At 48.8% G+C, this 25647-nt stretch carries 21 protein-coding genes; 10 read left to right on the top strand and 11 right to left on the bottom strand.

All coding sequences use genetic code 11. From position 1 onward, the window contains the following. Positions 1 to 89: 89 nt before the first annotated feature. From GO493_RS02535 to GO493_RS02515, 5 genes are all read right to left on the bottom strand, one after another. The gene (locus tag GO493_RS02535) at positions 90 to 704 is read right to left on the bottom strand and encodes a hypothetical protein (RefSeq protein WP_157304524.1); all 615 of its coding nucleotides are present in this window, start codon (positions 702 to 704) and stop codon (positions 90 to 92) included. Positions 705 to 741: 37 nt separating this feature from the next. Further along, complete coding sequence (locus GO493_RS02530) at positions 742 to 1347, bottom strand: hypothetical protein (RefSeq protein ID WP_157304522.1); 606 nt, start codon at positions 1345 to 1347, stop codon at positions 742 to 744. A gap of 224 nt (positions 1348 to 1571) precedes the next feature. After that, positions 1572 to 3047 (bottom strand): glutamate synthase subunit beta, encoded by a 1476-nt coding sequence (locus GO493_RS02525; RefSeq protein ID WP_157304520.1) that lies wholly within the window; start codon positions 3045 to 3047, stop codon positions 1572 to 1574. Between the two features lie 29 nt (positions 3048 to 3076). Further along, a complete protein-coding gene (gltB, locus tag GO493_RS02520) occupies positions 3077 to 7606 on the bottom strand; it encodes a glutamate synthase large subunit (RefSeq protein WP_157304519.1) in 4530 nt (1509 codons plus the stop codon). A gap of 660 nt (positions 7607 to 8266) precedes the next feature. Beyond that, positions 8267 to 9037, bottom strand: coding sequence for a DeoR/GlpR family DNA-binding transcription regulator (locus GO493_RS02515; RefSeq protein ID WP_157304518.1), 771 nt, complete (start codon positions 9035 to 9037; stop codon positions 8267 to 8269). Between the two features lie 437 nt (positions 9038 to 9474). Here GO493_RS02515 and glpK point away from each other — a divergent pair, with 437 nt between their 5' ends. The 3 genes from glpK to GO493_RS02500 all read left to right on the top strand — a co-directional run bounded on the left by glpK (position 9475) and on the right by GO493_RS02500 (position 12712). Beyond that, on the top strand, positions 9475 to 11007 hold the full coding sequence (glpK, locus tag GO493_RS02510; RefSeq protein ID WP_157304516.1) for a glycerol kinase GlpK: 1533 nt from the start codon (positions 9475 to 9477) through the stop codon (positions 11005 to 11007). A 4-nt stretch (positions 11008 to 11011) separates the two neighbouring features. Beyond that, positions 11012 to 11740, top strand: coding sequence for an MIP/aquaporin family protein (locus GO493_RS02505; protein ID WP_157304515.1), 729 nt, complete (start codon positions 11012 to 11014; stop codon positions 11738 to 11740). A 75-nt stretch (positions 11741 to 11815) separates the two neighbouring features. Continuing rightward, on the top strand, positions 11816 to 12712 hold the full coding sequence (locus tag GO493_RS02500) for a glycerophosphodiester phosphodiesterase family protein (RefSeq protein ID WP_198315438.1): 897 nt from the start codon (positions 11816 to 11818) through the stop codon (positions 12710 to 12712). 106 nt (positions 12713 to 12818) lie between these two features. Here GO493_RS02500 and GO493_RS02495 read toward each other — a convergent pair whose 3' ends face one another. Next, positions 12819 to 14372, bottom strand: coding sequence for a glycoside hydrolase family 10 protein (locus GO493_RS02495; RefSeq protein WP_157304514.1), 1554 nt, complete (start codon positions 14370 to 14372; stop codon positions 12819 to 12821). A gap of 94 nt (positions 14373 to 14466) precedes the next feature. Here GO493_RS02495 and GO493_RS02490 point away from each other — a divergent pair, with 94 nt between their 5' ends. Further along, positions 14467 to 14676 carry a hypothetical protein gene (locus tag GO493_RS02490; protein WP_157304512.1) on the top strand — a complete coding sequence of 70 codons (210 nt, stop codon included), beginning with the start codon at positions 14467 to 14469 and terminating at the stop codon, positions 14674 to 14676. Here the strand turns inward: GO493_RS02490 and GO493_RS02485 are convergent. Then, positions 14646 to 15098, bottom strand: a complete 453-nt coding sequence (locus GO493_RS02485; protein ID WP_157304511.1) for a methylglyoxal synthase — start codon at positions 15096 to 15098, stop codon at positions 14646 to 14648. The two genes, GO493_RS02490 and GO493_RS02485, sit on opposite strands and share 31 nt — an antisense overlap. 174 nt (positions 15099 to 15272) lie before the next feature. Between GO493_RS02485 and GO493_RS02480 the strand changes: the two genes are divergently transcribed. The 4 genes from GO493_RS02480 to GO493_RS02465 all read left to right on the top strand — a co-directional run bounded on the left by GO493_RS02480 (position 15273) and on the right by GO493_RS02465 (position 18799). Then, on the top strand, positions 15273 to 15866 hold the full coding sequence (locus tag GO493_RS02480) for a NifU family protein (RefSeq protein ID WP_157304509.1): 594 nt from the start codon (positions 15273 to 15275) through the stop codon (positions 15864 to 15866). Positions 15867 to 15971: 105 nt separating this feature from the next. Further along, positions 15972 to 17636, top strand: a complete 1665-nt coding sequence (locus tag GO493_RS02475; RefSeq protein WP_232538720.1) for a PNGase F N-terminal domain-containing protein — start codon at positions 15972 to 15974, stop codon at positions 17634 to 17636. 18 nt (positions 17637 to 17654) lie between these two features. After that, on the top strand, positions 17655 to 18284 hold the full coding sequence (gene pnuC, locus GO493_RS02470; RefSeq protein WP_157304507.1) for a nicotinamide riboside transporter PnuC: 630 nt from the start codon (positions 17655 to 17657) through the stop codon (positions 18282 to 18284). Then, positions 18278 to 18799 carry an AAA family ATPase gene (locus GO493_RS02465; RefSeq protein ID WP_157304505.1) on the top strand — a complete coding sequence of 174 codons (522 nt, stop codon included), beginning with the start codon at positions 18278 to 18280 and terminating at the stop codon, positions 18797 to 18799. The genes pnuC and GO493_RS02465 overlap by 7 nt, the downstream gene beginning before the upstream one ends. Positions 18800 to 18821: 22 nt before the next feature. Here GO493_RS02465 and mtgA read toward each other — a convergent pair whose 3' ends face one another. Then, a complete protein-coding gene (mtgA, locus tag GO493_RS02460; RefSeq protein ID WP_157304503.1) occupies positions 18822 to 19535 on the bottom strand; it encodes a monofunctional biosynthetic peptidoglycan transglycosylase in 714 nt (237 codons plus the stop codon). 98 nt (positions 19536 to 19633) lie between these two features. On the opposite strand from mtgA, the gene GO493_RS02455 reads away from it, so the two are divergent. Together GO493_RS02455 and GO493_RS02450 are read left to right on the top strand one after the other, a co-directional pair. Continuing rightward, the gene (locus tag GO493_RS02455; RefSeq protein WP_157304501.1) at positions 19634 to 20251 is read left to right on the top strand and encodes an L-threonylcarbamoyladenylate synthase; all 618 of its coding nucleotides are present in this window, start codon (positions 19634 to 19636) and stop codon (positions 20249 to 20251) included. 131 nt (positions 20252 to 20382) lie between these two features. Then, positions 20383 to 20610: a hypothetical protein gene (locus GO493_RS02450; protein ID WP_157304500.1), complete on the top strand. Its 228-nt coding sequence runs from the start codon at positions 20383 to 20385 to the stop codon at positions 20608 to 20610. Between the two features lie 166 nt (positions 20611 to 20776). Here GO493_RS02450 and GO493_RS02445 read toward each other — a convergent pair whose 3' ends face one another. The 3 genes from GO493_RS02445 to polA all read right to left on the bottom strand — a co-directional run bounded on the left by GO493_RS02445 (position 20777) and on the right by polA (position 25541). Beyond that, the gene (locus tag GO493_RS02445; RefSeq protein WP_157304499.1) at positions 20777 to 21913 is read right to left on the bottom strand and encodes a C1 family peptidase; all 1137 of its coding nucleotides are present in this window, start codon (positions 21911 to 21913) and stop codon (positions 20777 to 20779) included. Between the two features lie 119 nt (positions 21914 to 22032). Next, positions 22033 to 22551 (bottom strand): GNAT family N-acetyltransferase, encoded by a 519-nt coding sequence (locus GO493_RS02440; protein ID WP_157304497.1) that lies wholly within the window; start codon positions 22549 to 22551, stop codon positions 22033 to 22035. Positions 22552 to 22721: 170 nt separating this feature from the next. Continuing rightward, positions 22722 to 25541: a DNA polymerase I gene (gene polA, locus GO493_RS02435; protein ID WP_157304496.1), complete on the bottom strand. Its 2820-nt coding sequence runs from the start codon at positions 25539 to 25541 to the stop codon at positions 22722 to 22724. Positions 25542 to 25647 lie beyond the last annotated feature (106 nt).

Genomic DNA, 25647 nt, shown 5'->3' with positions numbered 1-25647 from the left:
ATTCTTTCTCCGGCAGGAAAAGCGACAGAATGTTCGGGGCCTTTTCCACATACCAGGCGTTTGCCCGGTATGGCGGGGCTTTCCGGGGATTAGAACGCAGGGGTGTTCCGCTGGTTAAATTTCCGGATATAATAAACCAGCTTTTCTTTGTTCTGTCTGTCCTGGTAGAATTCCCGCAGTAAGGCTGTGTCCTGGGGAAGTATATATTTGCGAAGATTGTAGAAGGTGAGATCATAGATATCGCCCGTTACAATGTTCAGTACTTTCCTGTTGGTGGTGGGAGGAGGAGTGTTGCTGAAGATGATGCCTTCTGTGCCCCGGTTGGGGGTGACGGAAGTGATGGCACGGATCTGATACAGGCAGTAGTAGCCTATTTCCTCCAGTTTATTCAGACCATTGTCTTTGATATAGATATTGCTGCCGTCGGAATATCCCCAGTACTTTTTCACTTTATGTTCCTGGCCGGCAGAATCTACTATGTGCAGTTCGCTCGGGGCTGCGAGCAGGTATACCTGGGCGGCAGGCGTCTTTTCTTTTACGACCAGGGTACCGGTCTGTGAGGGCGCATTGGCGCGGAACTCTTTGAAGTCCTTATAGATACCTTTCTTTAACTGGTGTGTGTCGTAAATGGAAGTCCCTTTTTGTGCGGATGCAGTTCCTGTGATTGCAACGCAGAATAGAAAAGAAAATGCCAGCTGCCTCATAGGCAGCAAATTTAGTGCTTTTCAGAAAGGGAGGAGGCTATTTTTGGAGGACGTTCTGTTTTTCCATGTCAGAAAGGATCATTTTGCGGATCCTTTTGTAGACAGTGTTCCGTCCGAATTCAATAGCGCTGTACAGTTTTGCTGACCAGATGGTTTCTTTATTCTCATTCAGTACAATGTCGAAGTCATTTACGAGGTACTGTTGTGAAGAGAGGGAATATCCGGCCCTGGCGGGAGGAGTGGTACTGGCGCCCCGGCTGTTGTAAACGGGGGGCCCGTAAGGAGTTTGTGTCTGTACTACGTTCACGCTTTCGAAGGTGGCTAAGGGATAGAAGCGGAGAATGGCATCATGTTCCCAGGAGACAGCTTTTTTGAGGCTTTCTTCTGTATTTGTTTTGTGGGGATCGCCGAGGTATTCGTATTTGCAGACGATGTCCTGGTCTTTGAGGTCTTTTATCAGTTCTTCAGAAAGGAAGTCGAGGAACATGCGGGATTGCATGCCGCCCTCTCCTACTATGAGGATCCTTTGATAATGCCTGGCGCTGTCAAGCTTTTTGTTGACCGCATTGAGTATTAATTTCCGTTGGGAAAATGAGGGAAATGCGAAGATCACCCCAAAGAGGCACAGTAAGAAACGTTGCATAGGTGTAGGATTATAATTTAGTTACTCTCAAGTTGTGTAAAGATATACGAAAAAAAGCGGCGGCGGGTTGGAGGATGTGTCAATAAAGTCGCATTCTGACTTGCAGGGAGGAAATGTGATGCAAGCAAAAGGCCGGGTAAAAACCCGGCCCGGCTGAAGGTTACAACAAAATCTAAACCTGCTTATGAGAATCTTTATAAGCTCGTTCTTTGATATGGCAGTTATTATACTGCCAGTGCCTGCAGGGAGTGGTCTTTGCTTTCCAGCTGGGATGCACCCATGAGGAATTCATCGACTTTCCGGGCGCACTCACGGCCTTCACTGATGGCCCAAACCACCAGGGACTGGCCACGACGCATATCGCCGGCTGCAAACACTTTAGGGATGGAGGTCTGGAAGGCCTTTTCTCCTGCTTTCACGTTACCACGGTCATCTTTTTCTACGCCCAGCTCGTCCAGCATGCCGGTGTGCTGAGGGTGTAAGAAGCCCATGGCGAGGAAAGCGGCTTCGCAAGGCAGTTCCTGTTCAGAGCCTGGTACTTCTTTGAAGCTGCCGGGTCTGCCGTCCTGTCCCAGTGCCCATTCCAGGGCCACGATCTTCAATCCTTTCAGGTTACCGTTTCCGTCACCTACAAATTCTTTGGTCCCGATGGCCCACTGGCGGTTAGCACCTTCTTCGTGAGAAGAGGATGTTTTGAGTATCATCGGGAAGGTAGGCCATGGCATATATTCGGTACGTTCTCCCGGAGGTTTTGGTAACAATTCCAGCTGGGTAACGCTTTTAGCGCCATGACGGTTTGAGGTGCCGACACAGTCAGAGCCGGTATCGCCACCGCCGATCACTACTACGTTTTTGCCGGTAGCCATTATATCGCTGCCCGATACGGGGCGGTTGCTTACGCGTTTGTTTTGTTGTTTGAGGAAGTCCATCGCAAAGTGAACGCCTTTCAGCTCACGGCCGGGGATATTCAGATCGCGGGGGATGGTGGAGCCGCCGGCCAGTACGATTGCGTTGTACTCGCGCAGCAGGTCATTCACACTAATGTTCACGCCTACGTTTGCATTGCATTGGAAAACAACGCCTTCTTCTTCCATCAGTTTTACACGGCGGTCTATCACCCATTTTTCCAGCTTGAAGTCGGGGATACCGTAGCGGAGCAGTCCGCCGGGGGCATCATCTCTTTCAAACACGGTAACGTTGTGGCCGGCATAGTTCAACTGTGCTGCAGCTGCCAGTCCTGCGGGACCGGAGCCGATCACGGCTACTTTTTTGCCGGTACGAACGCGGGGGCTTTTTGCCTGTACCAGACCTTTATCGAATGCGACTTCGATGATGTGGCGTTCAATTTCTTCGATAGCAACAGGAGGCTGATTGATGCCCAATACGCAGGCGCTTTCGCACGGAGCCGGGCAGATGCGGCCTGTAAACTCCGGGAAGTTGTTGGTACTGGTTAAGATCTCATATGCTTCCTGCCAGTCTTTATGATATACTGCGTCATTGAACTCGGGGATCACGTTACCCAGCGGGCATCCGCTGTGGCAGAATGGAACGCCGCAGTTCATACAGCGTGCAGACTGTTCATTCAGTTTATTCTCTGAATATTTTTCGACGAATTCGTTATAGTGTTGGACTCTTTCCTTAGCTGGAGCTTTGCCCGGCATTTCCCGGGTAAATTCCAGAAATCCTGTTGGTTTGCCCATTTCTCTTTTCGTTAGATGTTAGAATGATACTACTTCTCCACTTTCTGTGCCTGTGTTTTTTTGGCACTGAGCACAGCCTTGTATTCTTTCGGGAATACTTTCACGAAGTGACGCAGCTGATTTTCCCAGTCTTTCAGTATGAATTTAGCTACGGTACTGTTGGTATATGCATGATGTTTTGTGATGAGGTCATGCAGCTGGGCAGCATCTTCCTGGTCCAGCGGGTCCAGGTCGATCATGTCCTTGTTGCAGCGGCCTGCGAAGTTATTTTTCACATCATATATATAAGCAATACCGCCACTCATACCTGCGCCGAAGTTGCGGCCTGTTTCTCCGAGGATCACGGCATTGCCACCGGTCATGTATTCGCAACCATGGTCGCCCACGCCTTCTGCTACGATGGTAGCTCCGGAGTTACGTACGCAGAAGCGTTCACCTGCTTTACCGCGGATGTATGCTTCGCCGGAGGTAGCTCCGTAGAAGGCAACGTTACCGGCGATGATGTTCTCTTCTGCTTTGAAAGCGGCTTCAGCATGTGGATAAAGGATCAGCTTAGCGCCGGAAAGGCCTTTACCGAAGTAGTCATTGGCTTCACCTTCCAGTTCCAGGGTTACGCCTTTGGTGTTGAATGCACCGAAGCTTTGTCCTGCGGAACCTACAAATTTGTAGTGGATGGTATCTTCCGGTAATCCTGGTCCTGCGTAACGTTTGGATATTTCGTTGCTCAGGATGGTACCGATAGCACGGTCAGTATTCTTTACAGAGAACTGCTGGAATACGCGGGATTTTTTCTCCAGTGCCGGCTGTGCTGCTTTAAGCAGTTGCCAGTCAAGCACTTCACTGATACCATGGTCCTGTTCTTCCTGTTTGAAGAGGCCTGTTTCTTCGGAAGCAGGTTCTTTGTAGAGGATGGGAGAAAGATCAAGGTGTTTGAATTTCCAGTGGGTAACGTTTTCACGTACCTGGAGGTTATCTACCTGGCCTACCATTTCAGTAACGGTACGGTAGCCGAGGTCCGCCATGATTTCGCGGAACTCTTCGACCAGGAATTTAAAGAGATTCACAACATTTTCTGCGTCGCCATTGAAGCGTTTGCGTAATTCAGGGTCCTGAGTGGCTACTCCTACGGGGCAGGTGTTCAGGTGACATTTACGCATCATGATACAACCTTCGGCAACGAGGGCGGCGGTAGCAACACCCCATTCTTCGGCTCCCAGGAGGGTAGCGATGGCGATGTCACGGCCGGTTTTGAGCTGTCCGTCGGTCTGTACCACTACGCGGCTGCGCAGTTTGTTCTTTACCAGTGTCTGGTGAGTTTCAGCCAGGCCCAGTTCCCATGGCAGGCCGGCATGTTTGATGGAGCTGATGGGAGAAGCACCGGTACCGCCGTCATGGCCGGCAATCAGTACAACATCCGCTTTAGCTTTGGCAACGCCGGCAGCGATGGTGCCTACACCTGCTTTGGATACCAGCTTTACGCTGATACGGGCGGCGCGGTTGGCATTTTTCAGGTCGAATATAAGCTGAGCAAGGTCCTCGATAGAATAGATATCGTGGTGTGGCGGCGGAGAGATCAGACCTACGCCCGGAGTGGAGTGGCGCACTTTAGCGATCCAGTCGTCCACTTTATGTCCCGGCAGCTGACCACCTTCACCGGGTTTAGCGCCCTGTGCCATCTTGATCTGCAGCTCGTCTGCATTAGTCAGATAATTGCTGGTTACACCGAAACGGGCGCTGGCTACCTGTTTGATAGAGGAGCGCATGCTGTCTCCGTTAGGGAGTTTCTCGTAGCGGATCTCGTCTTCCCCACCCTCGCCGGTATTGCTTCTTGCGCCGATACGGTTCATAGCAACTGCCAGTGTGGAGTGTGCTTCGTGAGAAATGGAGCCAAAGCTCATGGCACCTGTAGCAAAGCGTTTCAGGATGCTTTCTGCTGCTTCCACTTCTTCCAGCGGAACGGAAGGACGGGTACGTTTGAAGGCGAAGAGGCTGCGCAGGGTGGCTGCTTTTTCGCTCTGGTCGTTCACCGCTTTAGAGTATTTTTTGAAGGTGCCGTAGTCGCCCATGCGGGTAGCATACTGCAGCAGGTGGATGGTGGTAGGGTTGAAGAGGTGGAATTCACCTTTCCGTTTCCACTGGTAGATACCGCCTGTTGTAAGGCGTTGTACCGGTGTTTCTTTACGTCCGTAACCCATCCAGTGTTTTGCGAGGGCTTCGCGGGCCAGTTCATCGAGGCCCATACCCTGCAGGCGGGATACTGCGCCGGTGAAGTATTTATCTACCACCTGGCGGTTGATACCCAGTATTTCGAATATCTGTGCACCCTGGTAAGATTGCAGGGTGGAGATACCCATTTTAGAGAATACTTTCAGCAGACCTTCGCATATAGCCTTGATGTAGTTCTTTTTCAGTTTGTCTACGTCCAGGTCTGTTTCCAGTTTACCTGTCAGCTTCATATCGCGGATGGTGCTGAGTGCCAGGTATGGATTGATTGCTGTAGCGCCGAAGCCCAGCAGGCATGCGAAGTGGTGTACTTCCCATACGTCTCCTGCTTCTACGATCAGGCCTACCTGGCCGCGGTAACCTTTGCGGATCAGGTGGTGGTGTACGGCAGATGCTGCCAGCAGGGACGGGATAGCTGCGTGTTCTGAGTCGAGCGCCCTGTCTGACAGGATGATCACTTCAAAACCGTCTTCTACGGCATCTACTGCGTAGCGGCAGAGACGAGCCAGACCTTTTTCAAGAGAGCCGGGTTTGCCGTCAGCCCTGAAGTAGGTGTGGAGAGTTTTAGCCTGGAACAGGCCGGTGTCTATACTGCGGATCTTTTCCAGTTCGTAGTTGTTCAGGATGGGATGACGCAGTGCCAGGCCGTGGCAGTGCAGCGGATCTTCATCCAGGAGGTTGCCGTTGTTACCTACGAAGGTAGCGAGGGACATTACCAGTCTTTCGCGGATAGGATCGATGGGCGGGTTGGTTACCTGGGCGAACAGCTGTTTGAAGTAGCTGCTCAGGTGCTGTGGCTGATCGCTCAGTACGGCCAGGGGAACGTCTGTACCCATGGAGCCTATTGGCTCTTTACCATCCAGCGCCATTGGGGCGATGATGGTGTTGAGGTCTTCGGTGGTATAACCGAAGGCGCGTTGATATTTAAAGATCTGGTCATGTTCCAGGTGACTGAAAGTAACACGAGGTTCAGGCAGTTCTTCGAGGCGAATTTTGTATTTGTTCAGCCATTCACCGTAGGGTTGCTGGGAGCAGATGGTTTGTTTCAGCTCTTCGTCTCCGATGATGCGGCCCTGTTCCATGTCGATGATGAACATTTTACCGGGCTGCAGGCGGCCTTTTTCTTTTATGTTCTTTGGATCTACGGGCAGGACACCTGCTTCGGAGGCCATGATCACGCGGTCGTCTTTAGTAACAACGAAGCGGGCGGGGCGCAGACCGTTACGGTCGAGCGTACCACCGATGATCTTACCGTCTGTGAAGGAGATACATGCCGGGCCGTCCCATGGTTCCATGAGGGAAGCATGGTATTCGTAGAAGGCTTTCTTCACGGGGTCCATATCTTCGTTGCCATCCCAGGCTTCGGGGATGAGCATCATCATTACATGGGGAAGAGAGCGGCCGGTGAGTGCGAGCAGTTCTACCACGTTGTCCAGGCTGGCGGAGTCAGACTGACCTTCTTCCACAATTGGAAGGATCATTTCCATTTCTTCTTCGGTGAAGTATTTGGAAACGAAGTCATTTTCTCCGGCGCGGAGCCAGTTCAGGTTACCTTTCAGGGTGTTGATCTCACCGTTGTGCGCAATGTAGCGGTAAGGGTGAGCCAGGCGCCAGCTGGGGAAGGTATTGGTAGCGAAGCGGGAGTGGATCAGCGCGAAAGCGGATACCATTTTCTCATCGCTGAGATCTGCATAATAATGACGTACCTGGTAAGTAGTTAACTGACCTTTATATACGATGGTTTTGCTGGAAAGAGAGGCAAAATAGAAATGTGCTTTCTCTTTCGGTACGGTGTTGCGTACTGTTTTAGAAACATAATTGCGCAGTACAAAGAGCTTACGTTCGAAAGCGTCGTTGTCTGTAATATGGTATGGACAGGCAAAGAATACCTGTTCAATTTCCGGTTCTACTGAAAGTGCGCTTTCTCCGATACCGTCCGGACGTACAGGTACTTTACGGTAACCCAGAATGTCCAGTCCCAGCTTTTCGGCCGCCCGGCTTAAAATCTCGCGGCACTCTTCGCGCCAGCGAGGTTCTTTCGGAAAAAACACCATGCCTACCCCGTATTTTCCAAATTCAGGGAGGCTAACGCCTATCTTCAGGCATTCGTCATAAAGAAACTCGTGTGGCAACTGAATCAGGATACCCGCTCCATCACCAGTGTTTTGTTCACAGCCACATGCACCACGGTGTTCCATGTTTTCCAACATGGTGAGTGCATCCCGGATGATCTGATGGGATTTACGCCCCTTGATGTGGACAGTAAAACCTGTTCCGCATGCATCATGCTCAAAATCCGGGTGATACAGTCCTTGCAATTGCTTCACTTCTTGCATTCAGTTTTAGATTTATTGACCTTGGCACACCTTTCCCCGCTTACATTGGCGGTGGAGGTACCGTAATTGTTTCGGGAACGGTATAAAGATACTAAAGGAAGCCGGTATTTTTTAGGAAAACATTCGTATAACACAAAAAAATTAGAAAAGATTAAAAAAGTATAGGGATTCGTTAGAATTAAATAATAAGGGAGTATAAAAAAGGGGTAATAAGGCGCTGAAAGGCGGAAGTTAGGTGGAATAAAAAAGTAATATGTTGGGTTTCTGTGGGATGTAAAAATAAAGCAAGAAGGGAGTATATGGGGAGTATTCAGGGAGCCGGAAATATGCTATAAAGGAGGAAGCGGTATGTTAGAGGGTTGTGTGATACAGCGGTGATGTGGAGACGATATGATAAAAAGGGGGGAGATGATATGGGAACAGTACAGGGAAGACGAGCCCAGCATGCCTGTGACGTGTTTAAGACATGGATTAAAGGTGGACTTCTATCTGTTTCGAGGGAGGCTATGTGGTGCAGTTTAGCTACCGCAGTTCATACACTATCCATACTTTATAGTAGGCTTTGAGTGGGAGTATCTATACAGTATCTATATCTGAAAGAGGAAGCCCCGGTAAAAATTACCAGGGCTTTATCTCAGTGTATAATATAGAAACAAACTCTCAGACGATGGTCACATTGATGCCCAGTTCTTCCAGGGCTTTTACAATGTGTGCGGAAATTCCGCTATCAGTAATGATCTCATCCACATCTTCCAGGTCACAGATCTTCCCGAAACCGCGGCGGCCAAACTTGGAAGAGTCTGCCAGCACAATGGTTTTCTGCGCAGCCGCCACCATTTGCTGGTTTAACTGGGCTTCCAGGATGTTGGTGGTGGTGAGCCCGAACTCAATATCTATTCCGTCCAGACCGAGGAAAAGCTTGCTGCAGGAGAAGTCTTCCAGGATCCTTTGTGCATAAGTGCCTGTAACTGAAGAGGAACTGTTGCGTACGATACCTCCCAGCTGCAATACCTCAATTTCCGGATGGCGGAGCAGTTCCTGCGCCACGTTCAGGGCCGGGGTGATGACAGTGAGGTGCCCTTTGGGATGGATATTCCTTGACAGGGCCAGAGCGGTAGTGCCGGAAGAGATAATAATGGCGTCGTTAGGCGCTATCAATCCTGCGGCGGCAATGGCGATATTGTTCTTTTCTTCCCGGCGGAGTTTTTCTTTCTCATTTACCGGTTTATCATTAATGTAAGGATTGTTGACAGTGGCCCCTCCGTGAGAACGGAACAGGAGGGACTTATCTTCAAGCAGTTTGAGGTCTTTCCTAATGGTAACACCGGAAACATCCAGCTCTTTACAGAGGTCAACTACATTTACATACCCTTTCTCAGCCAGGCGGTCCAAAATGTATTTGTGCCGCTCGGCAATATTTATCATTGACATACTTACGTAATATTAAATGCTTTTTCCATCTTCCAATTGGTTACAAAAGTACTTTCATGTTGTTGAATTTGACACATTGCGACAAAAAAAATATTTATTTAAGGAAGGAAAAAATCACGTATAAATGCTCAATTAACTGTTAACTTACTGAAAAATAACTAACAAAATATCTATTTTAGGATAGCTGGAGGCCATGTAGCAGAAAGATAAAGTAACCCGTCAAGATGAAATAAACTGAAACCATTTAAAAGAAAAATAAATTCTGAACTATAAATTTGGTATACACCAGGGTTAATTTTTTGTGATGTATAGTGTAAAAATTGTTCAGAAAATGACTTTCGAAGGCGAAAGTCATTTTCTGAGGGGTTTTGATGGCCTGCCGCCGGCTAAAGGGTAAAAATCAAGTTGGTGTATTACTATAAAATTCACGTTATACTATGAAAGAAACACCCCGTTATGTGCTGGCGCTGGACCAGGGAACAACCAGTTCAAGAGCTATCCTGTTCAACAAGGCGGGAGGCATTGTATCAGTTGCGCAGAAAGAATTCAAACAGCTCTTCCCCTCCCCTGGCCAGGTGGAGCATGATGCTTCGGAGATATGGTCCAGTCAACTGGGAGTAGCTGCAGAGGCAGTGGCTAAAGCCGGTGCAAAGGGCACTGATATTGCCGCAATAGGCATCACGAATCAGCGGGAGACAACAATTGTCTGGGACCGTCATACGGGGAAGCCGGTTTATAATGCTATTGTGTGGCAGGACCGCCGTACGGCGTCCTTTTGTGATGAGCTGAAAGCGGCGGGCCATGAGCCGCTGATCAGGGGAAAGACAGGGCTGGTGATAGACGCCTACTTCTCTGCCACCAAAGTGAAATGGATACTGGACAATGTGGCCGGAGCTAGAGAAAAGGCGGCCAAAGGGTTGCTGGCCTTCGGTACTGTGGACGCCTGGCTGGTCTGGAACCTGACAGAAGGGAAAGTGCATGCCACAGACGTTACCAATGCTTCCCGTACCATGTTATTTAATATACATACGCTGGAATGGGATAAGGAACTGCTGGACCTGTTTGGCATCCCCGAAAGTATGTTGCCGGAGGTGCGGCAGTCCAGCGAAATAATATCTGAAACAGCCCCCAGTATCTTTTCTGTCACGATCCCTATTGCCGGCATTGCCGGAGACCAGCATGCCGCCCTGTTCGGGCAGATGTGTACATCTGCCGGTATGGTGAAGAACACCTATGGCACGGGGTGTTTTATGCTGATGAATATAGGGGAGCAACCGATACTGTCTGAAAATAACCTGGTCACCACCATTGCATGGAAGATAAACGGGAAAGTGGAATACGCCCTGGAGGGAAGCATCTTCATTGCCGGCGCTGTTGTACAGTGGCTGCGGGATGGGCTGGGTATTATACGGTCATCTTCTGAAGTGGAGGCCCTGGCCACCAAAGTAGCCCATAATGACGGCGTGTATCTTGTTCCTGCTTTTGCAGGACTGGGAGCGCCCCACTGGGAGCAGCATGCCAGGGGCACACTGGTTGGAATGACGAGAGGCACCACGGCAGCACATATTGCCAGGGCTGCCCTGGAGAGTATTGCTTACCAGACGATGGAAGTGCTGAAAGCTATGGAAGCAGATGCCGGCATCAGTATCAAAGAATTACGTGTGGATGGAGGCGCGACCAACAATAACCTGCTGATGCAGTTCCAGGCAGATATCCTGCATACAAAAGTGATACGGCCTAAAGTGACGGAAACAACAGCCATGGGGGCCGCATACCTTGCGGGGCTGGCTACTGGTTTCTGGAAAAGCAAGGAAGAGATAGCTACTCAATGGGAAGTGGACCATTCGTTCACACCAGGAGGCAACCGGGAAGAGATTGCCCGCTGGATAAAAGGCTGGGGAAATGCGGTGAAAGCAGTAAAAGCCTGGGCAAAGCTGACAGCACAGGAAACAGTAACAATCAACGAATAAGAATATGTCGCCTTTTATAGCAGAACTGGCAGGCACCACGCTGCTTATTCTTTTAGGGAACAGCGTAGTGGCCAATGTTATACTGAATAAAACCAAAGGGAAAGGAGGCGGATGGATAGTGATTACCACAGGCTGGGCGCTGGCCGTATTTGTAGGAGTAATAGTGACGGGCCCATATAGCGGGGCGCATCTGAACCCGGCGGTAACACTGTCTCTTGCTATTGCCGGTAAGTTTGACTGGACGCAGGCCCCTTTATATGTACTTGCCCAGATGCTGGGCGCTATGCTGGGGTCTTTCCTGGTCTGGTACCAGTATAAAGATCATTTTGATGCGGATAATGAGCCTGGCGTTATCCAGGCCGCTTTCTGCACAGCACCGGCTATCAGGAATAATGGCCGGAACTTTGTCTGTGAAGTGGTGGGTACTTTTGTGCTGCTGTTCACTATTTTTCATTTTACTGACGCGGCGTTTGGAGTGGATAAGACTCCTGTGGGACTGGGCTCTCTCGGAGCCATTCCTGTTGCCTTCCTGGTCTGGGCTATTGGGTTGAGCCTTGGAGGTACTACCGGCTATGCCATTAATCCTGCGAGGGACCTGGGGCCAAGGATCATGCACGCACTGTTGCCGGTAAAAGGAAAGGGAGGAAGCGGATGGGATTATGCCTGGATACCTGTAGCGGGGCCGCTGGCAGGGGCAGCTATTGCAGCATGGTTATCGATCGTAATAAAATAAGTCATATCGAAACATAAACTTAATGGAGTAGAAAAAATGAGATCATTATTTTAACAGCAGGAAAATGTTAAACGGATGAAAACAATGCAACGCGCAATGCTGGCAGCAACTGCTTTTACAATTTCAACTACCGCTATGGCACAGGACAGGCCGTCTTTCTACAAAGTAGGGCACAGAGGCACCCGTGGTCTGATGCCGGAAAATACTATTCCGGCAATGATAAAAGGAATAGAGACCGGCTCTAATACAATAGAGTTTGATGTGCATATCACAAAAGACGGGAAGGTGGTAGTATATCATGATGCCTCTTTCAACCCGGATTATACTACTAAGCCAGATGGCAGTGAGATCCCGAAAGAGACCAGGAAGGATTATACCTTTTATAAAATGGATTACAGCAGTATCAGGCCGTTTGTGATAGGAGAAAAGGCGTATCCTGAATACCCGGAGCAGCAAAGGATAAAAAGCTATGCTCCTCTCCTTTCGGAACTGATAGATTCTGTGGAGGCATATACGAAGCTGCATGGTCTGCCGCCGGTGTATTATCTGCTGGAAATAAAATCGTCTGAAAAGACAGATGGGATGGAGCAGCCGGTACCGGAAGAATATATAGATAAGCTGATGGCGGTAAAGCAATTGAAGCCGTTGGGGAAAAGGCTTATTATACAATCGTTCGATGCCCGTCCGCTGCAGGTATTGCACCGCAGGTATCCGAAAATGACGCTGGGATTTTTAACAGGGGATAAAGCACCGGCTGCGCAGCAGCTGGAGGGGCTGGGATTTAAACCGCAGTTCTATAATCCGCATTATTCACTGGTAACGAAGGAGGTAGTGGAGCTCTGTCATTCGAAGAAGATACAGATAGTACCGTGGACGGTGCAGGAGGCGGCGGAGATGAAGAAGCTGAAAGGATTGGGTGTGGATGGGATTATTACTGATTATCCGAATCGGTTCCCGGAAGCGGGGTTGTAGAATAAGAGAGAGAATTCCTCAAAAAAAATGTGGTCCGCCTTGGCGGACCACATTTTTTTTGAGGAGGAGGCCTGCGGCCGGCCAAGGAAGTAAGCCCTCCCTGAGGTTATTCCGGGTCAAAGATGAACACCGGTTTATTTTGTAATACTCTCATATAAAGAGGATCGCTGGCCCGGCTTTCTACCTGTAAGCGGTTCAGGGCAGTGACGACATATGTATAAAGAACACCTTTTATATAGGTCCTGTCAATAAACTGCGGGTCGGGCATTTGTGGCAGGGTGGTCAGTATCCTGGTAGGGTCTGTCAGGTTGATGGCCTCTCCTGCTTTAAACCGGTACAGTACATAGCGGGTGGTGCGGTGAGAGGTATCATCGTCAGCCCAGTAAAGATGCAGGCCATCAGCACGTTCAAAGGCATCTATAAAATACGGAGGGAACGGAGCGTCGGACCTGATCCAGGGCATCAGCGGGATGAGCGCAGGATACCGGTAGAAGTGATTACGCAGGCTGTCTTCTATACCCAGGGGATTGCCGTTAAAGGATTTGGCGCTGTAATAAACATCGCCCTGTATGGTATTGAGCGTGCGGGCTTCCGTGATCTGGATGGGCAGCTCTGCCGGATTGCTCCAGGCGGCATTGCTGCGGATACGGTATACTCCGTGCCCGATATAGACATGACGGCCGTAGCCGTGCTGGGCCCACCAGTTGAGCAGCAGTTCATAGTCGGCCGCGCGGTGGCCTCTCTCCCAGTAGAGCTGTGGAGCAACATAATCTATCCAGCCTTTTTTCAACCATTTCAATACATCTGCATAGAGATCGTCGTAGTTGGTGAGTGCTCCGCCGCGGGTATAGGAGCCTTCCGGATCTTTTTCTTTGTGTCGCCAGATGCCGAAAGGACTGACCCCGAATTTTACCCAGGGTTTTTCTTCCTTGATAGCTTTGCCTACCATCTGGATGATGGTGTCTACATTCCAGCGGCGCCAGTCATCGCGCGACATGCCGTTGCCATAGCGGCGGTAGGAGTTGCCGTCGGGGAACTCTTTGCCGGGTACGGGGTAAGGATAGAAGTAGTCGTCAAAGTGAACGGCATCTATATCGTAACGACGAACAACATCGCGGATGACGCGGGTTACGTATTCGCGGACTTCCGGCAATCCGGGGTCAAAGTATTTTTTATTATCGAATGTGAGGAACCATTGAGGATACAACCGGGAGATGTGAGTAGGCGCGACATTATTACGGCTGGCGTTGAAAACGGCGCGATAGGGGTTGAACCAGGCATGCAGTTCCATGCCGCGTTTATGCGCTTCTTCTATCATGAACGTCAGTGGGTCATAATATGGTTGAGGCACTTGTCCCTGAGTACCGGTCAGGTATTCTGACCAGGGCTCGTAAGGAGAATTATAGAAAGCATCTGCGGCGGGCCTGACCTGTACGATCACGGCGTTGAGCCCGTTGCGTTGCTGATTGTCGAGAATATTGATAAACTCCTGTTGCTGCTGTTGAACGGGCAAGCCTCTGCGTGAGGGCCAGTCGATGTTTTCCACAGTGGCTATCCAGACCGCACGGAATTCCCTTTTTGGGGGAAGCTGTGCTTTTACCTGCTGGCTGAAGATGATGCCCGTTAGTAACAGCGCAACTCCTGAAATGAATCTGATCATACGTTAAGACCTGAAAAGTTGCGAAAATAACAAAACCATCGCTGATAATTTCATAGCAGGTATGTAGCAGAAACGGTGCCGGTTCATTTTTTTTATGAAATGGGGAGAGGGGATTGCTCAAAAAATTGCCTTCGCCTTTGGCGAAGGCAATTTTTTGAACGGAGGATTTTTGGGCCTGTGGCCGGCAGAAAAATTAATAGCGTATTGTCAGATCTTTGAGCCGGGCAGGGAAGCAGTTTTTGAAGATTGCCTGCGACCGGCTAAAAAAGATGGTTATACTTTCCTGCTTAAATATTGGGAATAATCTGGTAAACTGGCGGCGTAATCCTGGTGCATCAGTGGCGAAGTGAGCAGGAAATCTGCAGAGGTGCGGTTGCTGGCTACGGGAATATTCCAGACCACGCAGAGACGCAGCAGCGCTTTAATATCCGGATCGTGCGGGAGGGCTTCCATGGGGTCCCAGAAGAAGATCACCACATCTATCTTTCCTTCAGCGATCAGTGATCCTATCTGCTGATCACCTCCCAGCGGACCGCTGAGCAGTTTTCTTACCGGAACATCCAGGCATTCTTCGATGAGCTTGCCGGTGGTACCGGTTGCGTACAGCTCATGCCTTGAAAGCACGGCCTTGTTATAACTGGCCCATTCAATGAGCTCAGACTTTTTGTGGTCATGCGCAACGAGCGCAATTCTTTTCCTGGCAGGGAGTGTTCTGGAAGAAGGCATAACTGGAAATTCTATTACATTAACGGCGTAAAGGTAATATATAGGATTATGTCTAATACATATTTTTGGTTTCTCTATATGGCTATTGTAAAATTCAATAGGCAAAAGGGTTTGTTTCCTCTTTCAATATGCCTGAAAGTTGCTACCTTTGTTCCATCAAAAGTTTAGAATACCATGATTAAAACAGGAAATCCCATTATCAGCATATATACGGAAATGACGCCTAACCCGGAGACAATGAAGTTTGTAGCTAACAAGCTGTTGTATCCTGGCAAGCATATTGATTTTCCGGATGAAGCGAGCGCAAAGCCGTCTCCTCTGGCTGTGGAGCTGTTCAGCTTTCCGTTTATCAGGGGTGTTTTTGTGATGGCTAATTTCATTACGCTGACAAAAACTCCGGACACAGACTGGAACGATATTATTCCTACTATAAAAGCTTTCCTGAAAGAATACCTTGAAGATAACCGTCCTGTTATCAACGAAGAAGAAATTGTGGTAAGCGCGGTGGGCGGAAACGAGGTGAGTGCAGATGACACTGACGTGGTAAAGCGTATTAAAGAATTACTTGAAAATTACGTGAAGCCTGCAGTAGAGATGGATGGTGGCGCCATTCAATTTAAAGATTACAACGAAGGTACTGTGACACTGATGCTGCAGGGGTCCTGTTCAGGTTGCCCTTCTTCCATGATCACGCTGAAAGCTGGTATTGAAGGCATGATGAAGCGTATGATCCCTGAGGTGAAGGAAGTAGTGGCAGAAACAGAATAAGCCATAGTTGAGAGAATGATAGTGTTAAAAAAGAGCGCAGTCTTCAGACTGTGCTTTTTTATTGTCCATAGTATATCTTTAGCCCCTTAAACCGATGCTATACTTATGAGAAAAGCGATGATGATCATGGCCCTGCTGGCAACGGCAGCAGTACAGGCACAAACAAAAAAGGGGGCGGTTATAACCTATGGGGTCCGCTATAACGGGAAGGAAATACCGGGAGCCGGTGTGAAGATGATCGTACAGGGCAACAAAGCAAGGCTGCAGCCGCTGGGGAACACTCAGCAGAAAGAGCGGCAGTTCCTGGACATGAAAGAAAAAGCCACCTACCAGGTGATGACCACTGAAGCTGGTAATACATTTACGCTTAAGAAAGCGTTCTCGTCTTACGAGAAACCGGAGCTGTTACCAGGCACAGATACTATTCTGGGCTATCCGTGTAAAAAAGCGAAGGTTATTATCCGCTCCAATACCATTGAAGTATGGTATACTGATGCCCTGGCACTGAAGGGTACACCTACGCTGAGTGTTGTACCGGGGCTGGGACTGGTGCTGAAGATCATGCGCAACGGCAATTCAGAAACTTTCGCTACCAATATCTCCATGCAGGATGTGACTGATGCAGACCTGCAATGGCCGGCTAATAAAGGACAGCTGGTAGATGATGCCGCTTACATGCAGCAGATCATTGAAAGCAGGTATACTACCCTGCCGGTATTTAACGGAGAGCAGCTGAGTTTTGGCAATGCAATTTCCAATCCGCCGGCAGACCAGGAGAATGTTACCTATCATTATGCGGCAGGGACCGTTATCCTGAAGAAGGTAAAGCTGCCTGCAGTGAAGCCCGGCACTACACTGTTTGCAGAGCTGACGCAATATTCCAATGGAGATGCTTATGATCGTACCGGATCGGTGTTTATGGTGCCGCAGGATAAGAAAATATCTTTCCTGAACGGGTTGAGGGACGGTGTGAAGGCGTTGCCGGTATATAAAGAGAAATACCAGGGGGTGATATCAACAGATGATTATCTGCCAACGTTGGAGCTGATGCGGTTCTTTACACCGTTTGGTGTGCATAAGTATAATGAGCAGGTGAAGATCAAGGGGTATAACTGGGCTGATTCTGCTGTTTTCCGCCAGGATATTACAGAACTGCTGCCCCGGCTGGAGGGAGAAGTATGGCTGGGCGTATTTATAGGTAACTATGATGGTGGCGGTCATAAGGTAAGCCTGCGGTTAAAATATTATCCCGGCGACAGCAGGGAGGAGCAGAAGAAAGCCGCCAACTGGCTGATGCCGGTTTTCAACACCACCAACCTGATGGAAATGGCGCAGCAGGAATATGGGACGATGTTCGATAATGATTCTCTCACTGTTACGGTCAATATACCTGAGGGGGTGAAGAACCTGCAATTGAGATATATTTCAACCGGTCATGGCGGCTGGGGCGGCGGAGATGAGTTCAATCCTAAGCTGAACGAGATCTTTGTTGATGGTAAGAGGGTATATCATTTTATTCCGTGGCGTACGGACTGTGGGAACTTCCGTTTGCTGAACCCGGCTTCCGGCAATTTTGGCAATGGTCTTTCATCGTCAGACCTGAGCAGGTCTAACTGGTGCCCGGGCTCTGTAACCGGGCCAGTCAGCATTCCTCTGCCGGACCTTACCCCTGGCGTACATACCTTTAAAGTAGCGATACCGCTGGGTAAAAGGGAAGGGACAAGTTTCAGTGCCTGGAATGTTTCCGGTTGCCTGATAGGAGAAAAGTAATGAATATATCTTTGTCACATGAATTTTGAAGTTTTCTACCGGGGCCTGTTGGAAGGTATTCATGCCATGAGCTGGCCGGAAATAATAGCAGCATTGTTCGGGGCTATCAGCGTGATATGCAGTAAGCAGAACAGCATCTGGCTGTACCCGACGGGGTTGATAAGTACGGGGATATATACATACCTGTTGTCCAGGGAGCAGTTTAAACTATATGCGGAGGCTACGCTGAATGCTTACTATTTTATCATGAGTGTATATGGATGGTACCATTGGGCTAAGAAGGATGCGGCGCATCCGGTTCCTCCGGTGGAATGGGCTACGCGTAAAGAGTGGGGAACTGCTGTATTGATAGCGTTGGTGGGATGGGGTGCGTTTTATTACCTGCTGAGCAATTTTTCCAATTCTGATGTTCCTGTGATAGATGGGTTTGTTTCTGCTACTGCCTGCAGTGGAATGTGGTTGCTGGCAAAACGTAAGATAGAGAACTGGATTGTGCTGAATATTTCTAACCTTGTAGCTATTCCGCTGTTATTCCATAAACGCCTGCTGCCAACGGCGGTGCTGACCATCTTCCTGTTTGTTGTTGCTGTGATGGGGTATTTCAGCTGGAAGAAGATCTGGGAAGAAAATAAAAAAGTAGCATGTTAAAAGTTGTAGTTATAGGGCCGGAATCGACCGGGAAGAGTACGTTGAGTGAGCGGCTGGCGGGACATTATCAGACCATGTGGGTACCGGAGTATGCCAGGCAATACCTGGATGAGCTGTCCCGGCCTTATGAGCAGCAGGACCTGCTGGTAATGGCGGAGGGGCAGCTGGGGCTGGAGGAAGAGCGGGCTGCTTTAGCGAATGGGGTGCTGGTATGTGATACGGACCTTCATGTGATCAAGGTGTGGAGTGAGCATAAGTATGGGGATTGTGATCCGCGTATCCTGGAGATGATAGCCATGCGCAGATATGATCTTTACCTGTTAACGTATATTGATATTCCGTGGGAGGAAGATCCGCAGAGAGAACATCCTGATCCTACCATGAGGGAGTATTTTTACCAGGTGTATAAGGATATTGTGGTTAATTCGGGAGTACCGTGGGTGGATATAAGAGGGAGTTATGAAGAGCGGTTGCAACGGGCAACGGAAGCTGTGGATAAACTACTTAAATTATAAAGGGTGGCCATTGGCCACCCTTTTATTTGCTGGTTACTAATTCTGCTATATCAGGATCCGGTGCAATGAAGCGCATTTGTGTGAGGATCTTCCGTTGCCGGTAAGAGGTGATGCGTGCCGGAGGGTTTACGGTATATTTTACCGGGTTAGGAAGGCATGCAGCGATCATAGCGGCCTGTTCCCGGTTCAGGCTGGCGGCGCTTTTATGATAATACTGCCGGGAGGCGGCTTCGATCCCGAATATGCCATCCCCCATTTCTGCGACGTTCAGGTATACTTCGAGGATACGCTGTTTGCCCCATATTTTCTCTATCATGAAAGTGAAATAGACTTCCAGGCCTTTACGGAACCAGCTTCTACCCTGCCAGAGAAACACGTTCTTTGCTACCTGCTGGCTGATGGTGCTTGCTCCGTGTATTTTTTTGCTCTTCTGATTATGCTTCATGGCTTTCTCTATAGACTTGAAGTCGAAGCCATTGTGATCCGGGAACAGCTGGTCTTCGCTGGCAAGTACAGCGAGTTTGGCGTGTTGTGAGATCTCGTCATAACTTACCCATGTTTTATGGAATTGCTTATCCGTACCCCATAAGCCAAACCATTTTGAGACCATTGTCATAGTTATGGGAGGATTGACCCAGCGTAAAATTATGATGTATACAAATTGAGCGATAAACAGAATAAGAGTGATTTTCTTCAGCCTTCTCCACGTTCTCGGAACAATTCCTTTAGTGTTCATCTGGTAGGTTTTGTAAATCGGGCGGAAAGATAATAAGATTATTTAATGCCACGATGGTAAGGAGGGTTACTGTTTTCCTATTTCGTAAATTTGTGTATATGCTTTTAACCTTACATCCGGATAATCCTAATCCAAGGCACTTAAAGACGATAGTGGAGTGTTTGAAAGATGGCGGAGTGATCATCTACCCTACTGATACGGTATATGGTATGGGGTGTGACATCTTTCAGCATAAGGCTGTAGAACGGATCTGCCGGATCAAGCAGATCAATCCTGCCAAAGCTCAGTTCTCGTTTATCTGTTACGACCTCAGTCATTTGTCAGATTATGCCAAGAGTGTGGACACGCCTACTTTCAGAATGCTGAAGAAGGCATTGCCGGGGCCGTATACGTTTATTCTGCCTGCCAGCCGGCAGGTGCCTAAGATGCTGAAGGCGAAGAAAGATACGGTGGGGATACGTGTGCCGGATAATAATATATGCCGGGCTATAGTGAAAGAGCTGGGTAACCCTGTGATGAGTACTTCGCTACCTATAGAGCAGTATGTGGAAGAGTATACTGACCCGGAGATCATCCATGAAAAATTTGGGAAGATCGTAGATATTGTAGTGGATGGTGGGATTGGGGGAATGGCGTTTTCTACGGTGGTGGATTGTACGGGAGATGTGCCTGAGCTGATCAGGGAAGGGATAGGGAGCTGGGAAGAACTGGTATAAAATTAACATTTTGGCATATGTGGAGGAAGATGTTACTTACTGTTTTATTTCTGACTGCCGGATTGAGTGTCCTGAAGGCGCAGGATAAGGTGTTTTTGTATCCGTTGACTAAGTCAGGTAAAAGTGTTCTTATGCAAGATCAGCGTGAGATTGAGCCGGTTAATATACCTTTTTATGGTGCTTTGGAGAGGGCTTTACAACCTTCGGTGAAAAGGCCGGTTAATGCCAACGATTACTATCAGCAACATTTTGGATTTTTCTGTAAACAGGAGTGGGTTTGGGAGAAGAAAACGCAGCTGCCGGTGAAGGTGAGATTGGGAAGTTACCAGGAGGCGCAGCGAATAGAGGGAAAGTGGTGAGAAGAGGTTGGAATGAGCTGCAGGATTGAAATAAGATGAATTATGTTGACGTTGTCAAATTAATTTGTTGACAAGGTCATGTTTTTAAAAAGAGATAGTTTTGTATATAAAAAAGGGGGTATCAGACGTTGATACCCCCTCTTTTTATGGATCAGTTAATTTAATATTATTTGATGCCCATTTTCTTTGCGATATCGGCAGGGATTGCTTTTTTATTCAGCATGATGCTAGTGGTCTTATAAGCAAAGAAGGGTTCTGAAGCGTAGAAATAACCCTTATCAGGATTGCCTGTGCCCCATGAATTTTTTACGCGGAAGAACACTTTACCGTTCTGGTCTTTGGACATACCAACGATAAGCATACCGTGATCGTCCTGGGTCTCGTAGTTGTCAAATGCTTTCTGGCGAAGTTCAGGAGTGATGGTCAGTTCTTTTACCGGGTCGGTGAATGCTTTTTGTTGTTGTTCGGGAGTGAGGCTTTCCCAGTCGGGGGTGATAGCCAGTCCCTGTGCAAAGTTGAAGCCTTTCTCGCTCACGTCGGAAGCCCAGGCAACGGTGTATCCGTTCTGGATAGCGTTTTCTGTGATGGCGGTGAGGTCGTTCAGGGGAACGTTATATACTTTGTCCCAGTTCCAGTTGTCCGGTACTTCCAATACGAACTGCTGGTAGTAAGGATGGTGTGTGAAGGAGGTTACCAGCACATAATCATCTGCGTTCAGGCCCAGTTCTTTAGCGAAGGACTGGGGGGTATATGTTTTACCGTTATACTCGAATTTTTCAGGAGCAGCGCCCATGTAGGCATCCAGGACGCCATCCAGTGCTTTGGTCCAGCTGGGGTTGATGGTGCCTGTTGCATCGCCGGTCTTTTTCACCATACCTTCCATTAATCCCAGCATTTCTGCGTGGTTGTAGGTTTTTACGCGGTTGCCGTCGTATATGCTCTGAGGTACCAGGCCGTATTCGCGGAGACAGAGCAGATCGTCAGGGAAGCCACCGCCTTCGCCAAAGTTGGCTTTTCCGTGCATGCGTACGTAGTTGGCAGCTTTCAGGGGATACATTTTCCTTACTACGTACATTTCACTCAGGTTGACATCTTTTCCTTTACCGTTACGGAGGGCTTCCGCCTGGAAGAAGGAAAGGCCGGAGAATGACCAGCAGGTACCGGTACGACCCTGGTTTTCAACATCTCCTGCGTCCAGGTTCTTCACAACTGTAAACTGGTAATTACTCCCTTCTTTGTTTGTGTTTTGCGCTATGGCCGCTGTGGAATATAAAGCGGCCAGGCATAAAGCCCATGTCTTCATTGTAATGGTGTTTTGCTTTTGATTTATAATAAGGGAGCTAAGCTAAGTTAAAGCCGTCATTTTTAAGGAACAAAGATTGATGAATGGGGCTTACAATAGATTGCAGGCCGGGGTTTTCATTAATCCTGCGGCCATTGATATTGCGCCCGGGTTATTTCCCAGCGCCAGAGTTGTTCCGGGGCTTCGCCGACGAAGTGCATACCTGATTTCTGCAGTACTTTTACGGCGGCATTATATTCTTCTTCTGTATGTGCTATTACTTTCTGGACGTAGGAATGATTGAATGCAAAACGTACCAGCGCCTGGGTGAGTTCTGTGCCATAGCCCTGATCCCGGTATGCGGGCGTTATTTCATATCCTATTTCCACAGTCCCGTTATTGTCCGGCCGGCCTTTAAAGCCGCCAGCGCCAATGAGGCGTTTATCTTCCTGGTGGACAACGAGGTAAAAGAACCAGCCTAACATGGAGGGGTCATTACGCAGTTTATCGTACGCAACCAGGATAATTTCGGGGTATTCTGTCCATTCTTCAGGAATATCTATGTCCAGCAATTCGCCCAGTACATCCTTGCCCTGCAGCAACGCTTCGAAATATTGCAGGGTACAAGATAAGAGTTGTAGACGGGAGGTCAGGATCATGGCCGAAAGCTAGTAAAGGGTTTTGGAAAATGCAATAGGGGAAGTACCTGAATTATTGATAAGGTGCAATGGCGCTGCAATGAGGATTTATTATGAGGGAAAGGGGCCGTAAAAAAAAATCGCTTTCGCCGGATTGACGAAAGCGATCTGTATAAGAATATGTAAAAAAATCAATGGGCCTCCAGCCAGTTGATGCCGGTACCAATTTCAACATCGACAGGAACGGACAGGGGTAAGGCGTTGCGCATGCCTTCCTGTATGAGAGGTTTGATCAGTTCTATCTCATCTTTATGTACATCAAACACAAGCTCGTCATGTACCTGCAGGATCATGCGGGAGCGAAGGTTTTCCTGTTGCAGTTTTTTGTGGATAGAGATCATGGCAAGTTTGATCATATCTGCAGCGGTACCCTGGATAGGCATGTTGATGGCGTTCCTTTCAGCATAGCCTCTTACCACGGCGTTGGAAGAGTTGATGTCTTTCAGCCAGCGTTTGCGGCCCAGGATGGTTTCAACATAACCGTTCTGCTGTGCAAACTGTACTTGTTTGTCCATGTATTCCTTAATGGATGGATATTGAGCAAAGTAATTGTCTATCAGTGTTTTGGCTTCTCCCCTGGCGATGCCCAGGTTTTCTGAAAGACCGAATGCGCTTACTCCATAAATGATACCGAAGTTGACACTTTTGGCGTTGCGGCGCATGTCTGAAGTAACGTCGGCAATATCTACCCCATATACTTTGGCTGCTGTAGCGGTGTGAATATCCAGTCCGCTCTGAAATGCTTCCATCATGTGTTTGTCTTCACTGATGGCGGCAATAATGCGGAGCTCTATTTGTGAATAGTCGGCCGAAAGCAGGGTGAATTCTTCATTCCTTGCCACAAAAGCTTTCCTTACCTCGCGGCCTCTGTCTGTGCGGATGGGAATGTTCTGGAGGTTAGGATTGTTGGAGCTGAGACGGCCGGTTACAGCTACTGCCTGGTTGTAGGAGGTGTGTACGCGGTTGGTGCGTTTGTTCAGCATGAGCGGGAGGGCATCTACATAAGTAGATTTCAGCTTACTCAGCTCGCGGAACACGAGGATATCTTCAACTATCTGGTGTTTGTTGGAAAGTTTCTGTAACACGTCTTCGCCGGTGGCATACTGGCCGGTGCGGGTCTTTTTGGCTTTGGGGTCCAGCAGAAGTTTTTCGAAGAGCACTTCTCCCAGCTGTTTGGGGGAAGCCAGGTTGAAACGTACGCCGGCTTGTGTATATACGCTTTCCTCTGCTCTTTTTATTTCAGTTTCCAGTTCCCGGGAGTAGTCTGACAGGGCCTGGATATCCAGGGCGATGCCTTCGTATTCCATATCTGTAAGTACTTTTACCAGTGGGTTTTCCACTTCATAAAATACTTTTTCTACTTTTTTCAGGGGCAGCAGGGGGGCGAATTTTTCTTTCAGCTGCAGTGTAATATCTGCGTCTTCTGCGGCGTAGTCTTTGATCTTTTCCAGTTCCACATCGCGCATGTTACCCTGGCCTTTCCCTTTTTTGCCGATCAGTGTTTCTATGGATACCGGTTCGTACTGGAGGTACTGAGCGCTGAGCAGGTCCATGCTGCGGCGGCCTTCGGGCTCTATGAGATAATGGGCCAGCATGGTATCGAACACGGGGCCTTTGATATCTACTCCGTACCATTTCAGGACTATCATATCATACTTGACGTTCTGCCCGATAAAGACGATATGTGTGGTATCGAACAGGGGGCGGAATTGATCTACGATCTGCTGTGCGGCGGCTCTTTCCGGCGGAACGGGCACATACCAGGCTTCGCCGGGTTTAAAGGAAAAGCTCATACCTACCAGGTCTACGCTGTTGGCATCAGTGCCGGTGGTTTCAGTATCGAAGGAGATTTCCTGTTGCTGCAGCAGAAGTGTTAACAGTTCTGCTCTTTTTTCAGGCGTTTCTGCCAGGAGGTAGGTATGTGGAGTGTTGTTGATGTTCTTTTCTGCAATGAGGATGCTTACGGGAGTCGCTTCAATTTCTGCAGATGGCGGTGGTGTTACGCCTTCTATTTCGTTGCCGAAGAGGTCCAGCTGTCCTTTGGGGGGAGTGGCATTTTCTACAGAAGCGTTTGCGAAGTTATCTCCCAGGATGCGTTTGCCCAGGGTTTTAAATTCCAGTTCTGTGAATATTTCGGAGAGTTTTTCTTTGTTGGGTTCTTTGATGCAGAAGTCTTCCTCATGGAAAGTTACCGGTACGCTGGTGATGATGGTAGCCAGTTGTTTGGAGAGGATAGCGCTTTCTGCGCCGGCTTTGATCTTTTCCCCCATTTTCCCGCCAATGGTATCTGCGTTTTCCAGTATGTTTTCGAGGGAGCCGTACTGGGCCAGCAGTTTCATGGCGGTTTTCTCTCCTACTCCGGGAATGCCGGGAATGTTATCTACTGCATCTCCCATGAGGCCGAGGATGTCTATTACCTGGTGTACGCCGGAGATCTGCCATTTGGCGCAGACTTCATTGGGCCCCATGATCTCTTCTTTGTTGCCCATGTAGGGAGGCCGGTAGATGAATACGTTGTCTCTTACCAGTTGTCCGTAGTCTTTATCCGGAGTGACCATGTATACGGTGTAGCCTGCATCGGCCGCCTGCCATGCCAGGGTGCCTATTACGTCGTCAGCTTCATAACCGTCCAGTTCCACTACGGGAATGTTGAAGCCGGTGATGATGCGTTTGATATCGTCCAGCGAGTCGAGGATGTCTTCGGGGGCATCCATACGGTTGGCTTTGTAATCGGTAAAAGTGGTATGCCTTTCGGTGGGGGCATGTGTATCGAATGCCACCGCCATATGGGTGGGTTTTTCTTTATTGATAAGGTCCAGCAGCGTGGAGGTAAACCCAAACTGAGCGTTTGTGTTCTTTCCGGTGCTGGTAAGACGTGGGTTCCTGATCAGGGCATAATAGGCGCGATAGATGAGCGCCATTGCATCCAGTAAAAACAATTTCTTTTGCATCTGTCAAATGTAGTTATGAATTGCGAAATAACTTGTCTGTGGTATGTATCGGGTTGAGTTTTTTTATTAGGATCAGGCTGACCCGGAGGGCCAGCCGGGGATTGGG

The organism is Chitinophaga tropicalis (genome assembly GCF_009758205.1).
GTDB lineage: Bacteria > Bacteroidota > Bacteroidia > Chitinophagales > Chitinophagaceae > Chitinophaga > Chitinophaga tropicalis.
Note: the sequence above shows the minus strand (reverse complement) of the source record. Positions and strands in the feature narration are given on the sequence as shown.

Bases quoted from the DNA above. Each gene is read 5' to 3' on its own strand.
- GO493_RS02535 (WP_157304524.1), bottom strand. From the start codon at position 704: ATGAGGCAGCTGGCATTTTCTTTTCTATTCTGCGTTGCAATCACAGGA.
- GO493_RS02530 (WP_157304522.1), bottom strand. From the start codon at position 1,347: ATGCAACGTTTCTTACTGTGCCTCTTTGGGGTGATCTTCGCATTTCCC.
- GO493_RS02525 (WP_157304520.1), bottom strand. From the start codon at position 3,047: ATGGGCAAACCAACAGGATTTCTGGAATTTACCCGGGAAATGCCGGGC.
- gltB (WP_157304519.1), bottom strand. From the start codon at position 7,606: ATGCAAGAAGTGAAGCAATTGCAAGGACTGTATCACCCGGATTTTGAG.
- GO493_RS02515 (WP_157304518.1), bottom strand. From the start codon at position 9,037: ATGTCAATGATAAATATTGCCGAGCGGCACAAATACATTTTGGACCGC.
- glpK (WP_157304516.1), top strand. From the start codon at position 9,475: ATGAAAGAAACACCCCGTTATGTGCTGGCGCTGGACCAGGGAACAACC.
- GO493_RS02505 (WP_157304515.1), top strand. From the start codon at position 11,012: ATGTCGCCTTTTATAGCAGAACTGGCAGGCACCACGCTGCTTATTCTT.
- GO493_RS02500 (WP_198315438.1), top strand. From the start codon at position 11,816: ATGAAAACAATGCAACGCGCAATGCTGGCAGCAACTGCTTTTACAATT.
- GO493_RS02495 (WP_157304514.1), bottom strand. From the start codon at position 14,372: ATGATCAGATTCATTTCAGGAGTTGCGCTGTTACTAACGGGCATCATC.
- GO493_RS02490 (WP_157304512.1), top strand. From the start codon at position 14,467: ATGAAATGGGGAGAGGGGATTGCTCAAAAAATTGCCTTCGCCTTTGGC.
- GO493_RS02485 (WP_157304511.1), bottom strand. From the start codon at position 15,098: ATGCCTTCTTCCAGAACACTCCCTGCCAGGAAAAGAATTGCGCTCGTT.
- GO493_RS02480 (WP_157304509.1), top strand. From the start codon at position 15,273: ATGATTAAAACAGGAAATCCCATTATCAGCATATATACGGAAATGACG.
- GO493_RS02475 (WP_232538720.1), top strand. From the start codon at position 15,972: ATGAGAAAAGCGATGATGATCATGGCCCTGCTGGCAACGGCAGCAGTA.
- pnuC (WP_157304507.1), top strand. From the start codon at position 17,655: ATGAATTTTGAAGTTTTCTACCGGGGCCTGTTGGAAGGTATTCATGCC.
- GO493_RS02465 (WP_157304505.1), top strand. From the start codon at position 18,278: ATGTTAAAAGTTGTAGTTATAGGGCCGGAATCGACCGGGAAGAGTACG.
- mtgA (WP_157304503.1), bottom strand. From the start codon at position 19,535: ATGAACACTAAAGGAATTGTTCCGAGAACGTGGAGAAGGCTGAAGAAA.
- GO493_RS02455 (WP_157304501.1), top strand. From the start codon at position 19,634: ATGCTTTTAACCTTACATCCGGATAATCCTAATCCAAGGCACTTAAAG.
- GO493_RS02450 (WP_157304500.1), top strand. From the start codon at position 20,383: ATGCAAGATCAGCGTGAGATTGAGCCGGTTAATATACCTTTTTATGGT.
- GO493_RS02445 (WP_157304499.1), bottom strand. From the start codon at position 21,913: ATGAAGACATGGGCTTTATGCCTGGCCGCTTTATATTCCACAGCGGCC.
- GO493_RS02440 (WP_157304497.1), bottom strand. From the start codon at position 22,551: ATGATCCTGACCTCCCGTCTACAACTCTTATCTTGTACCCTGCAATAT.
- polA (WP_157304496.1), bottom strand. From the start codon at position 25,541: ATGCAAAAGAAATTGTTTTTACTGGATGCAATGGCGCTCATCTATCGC.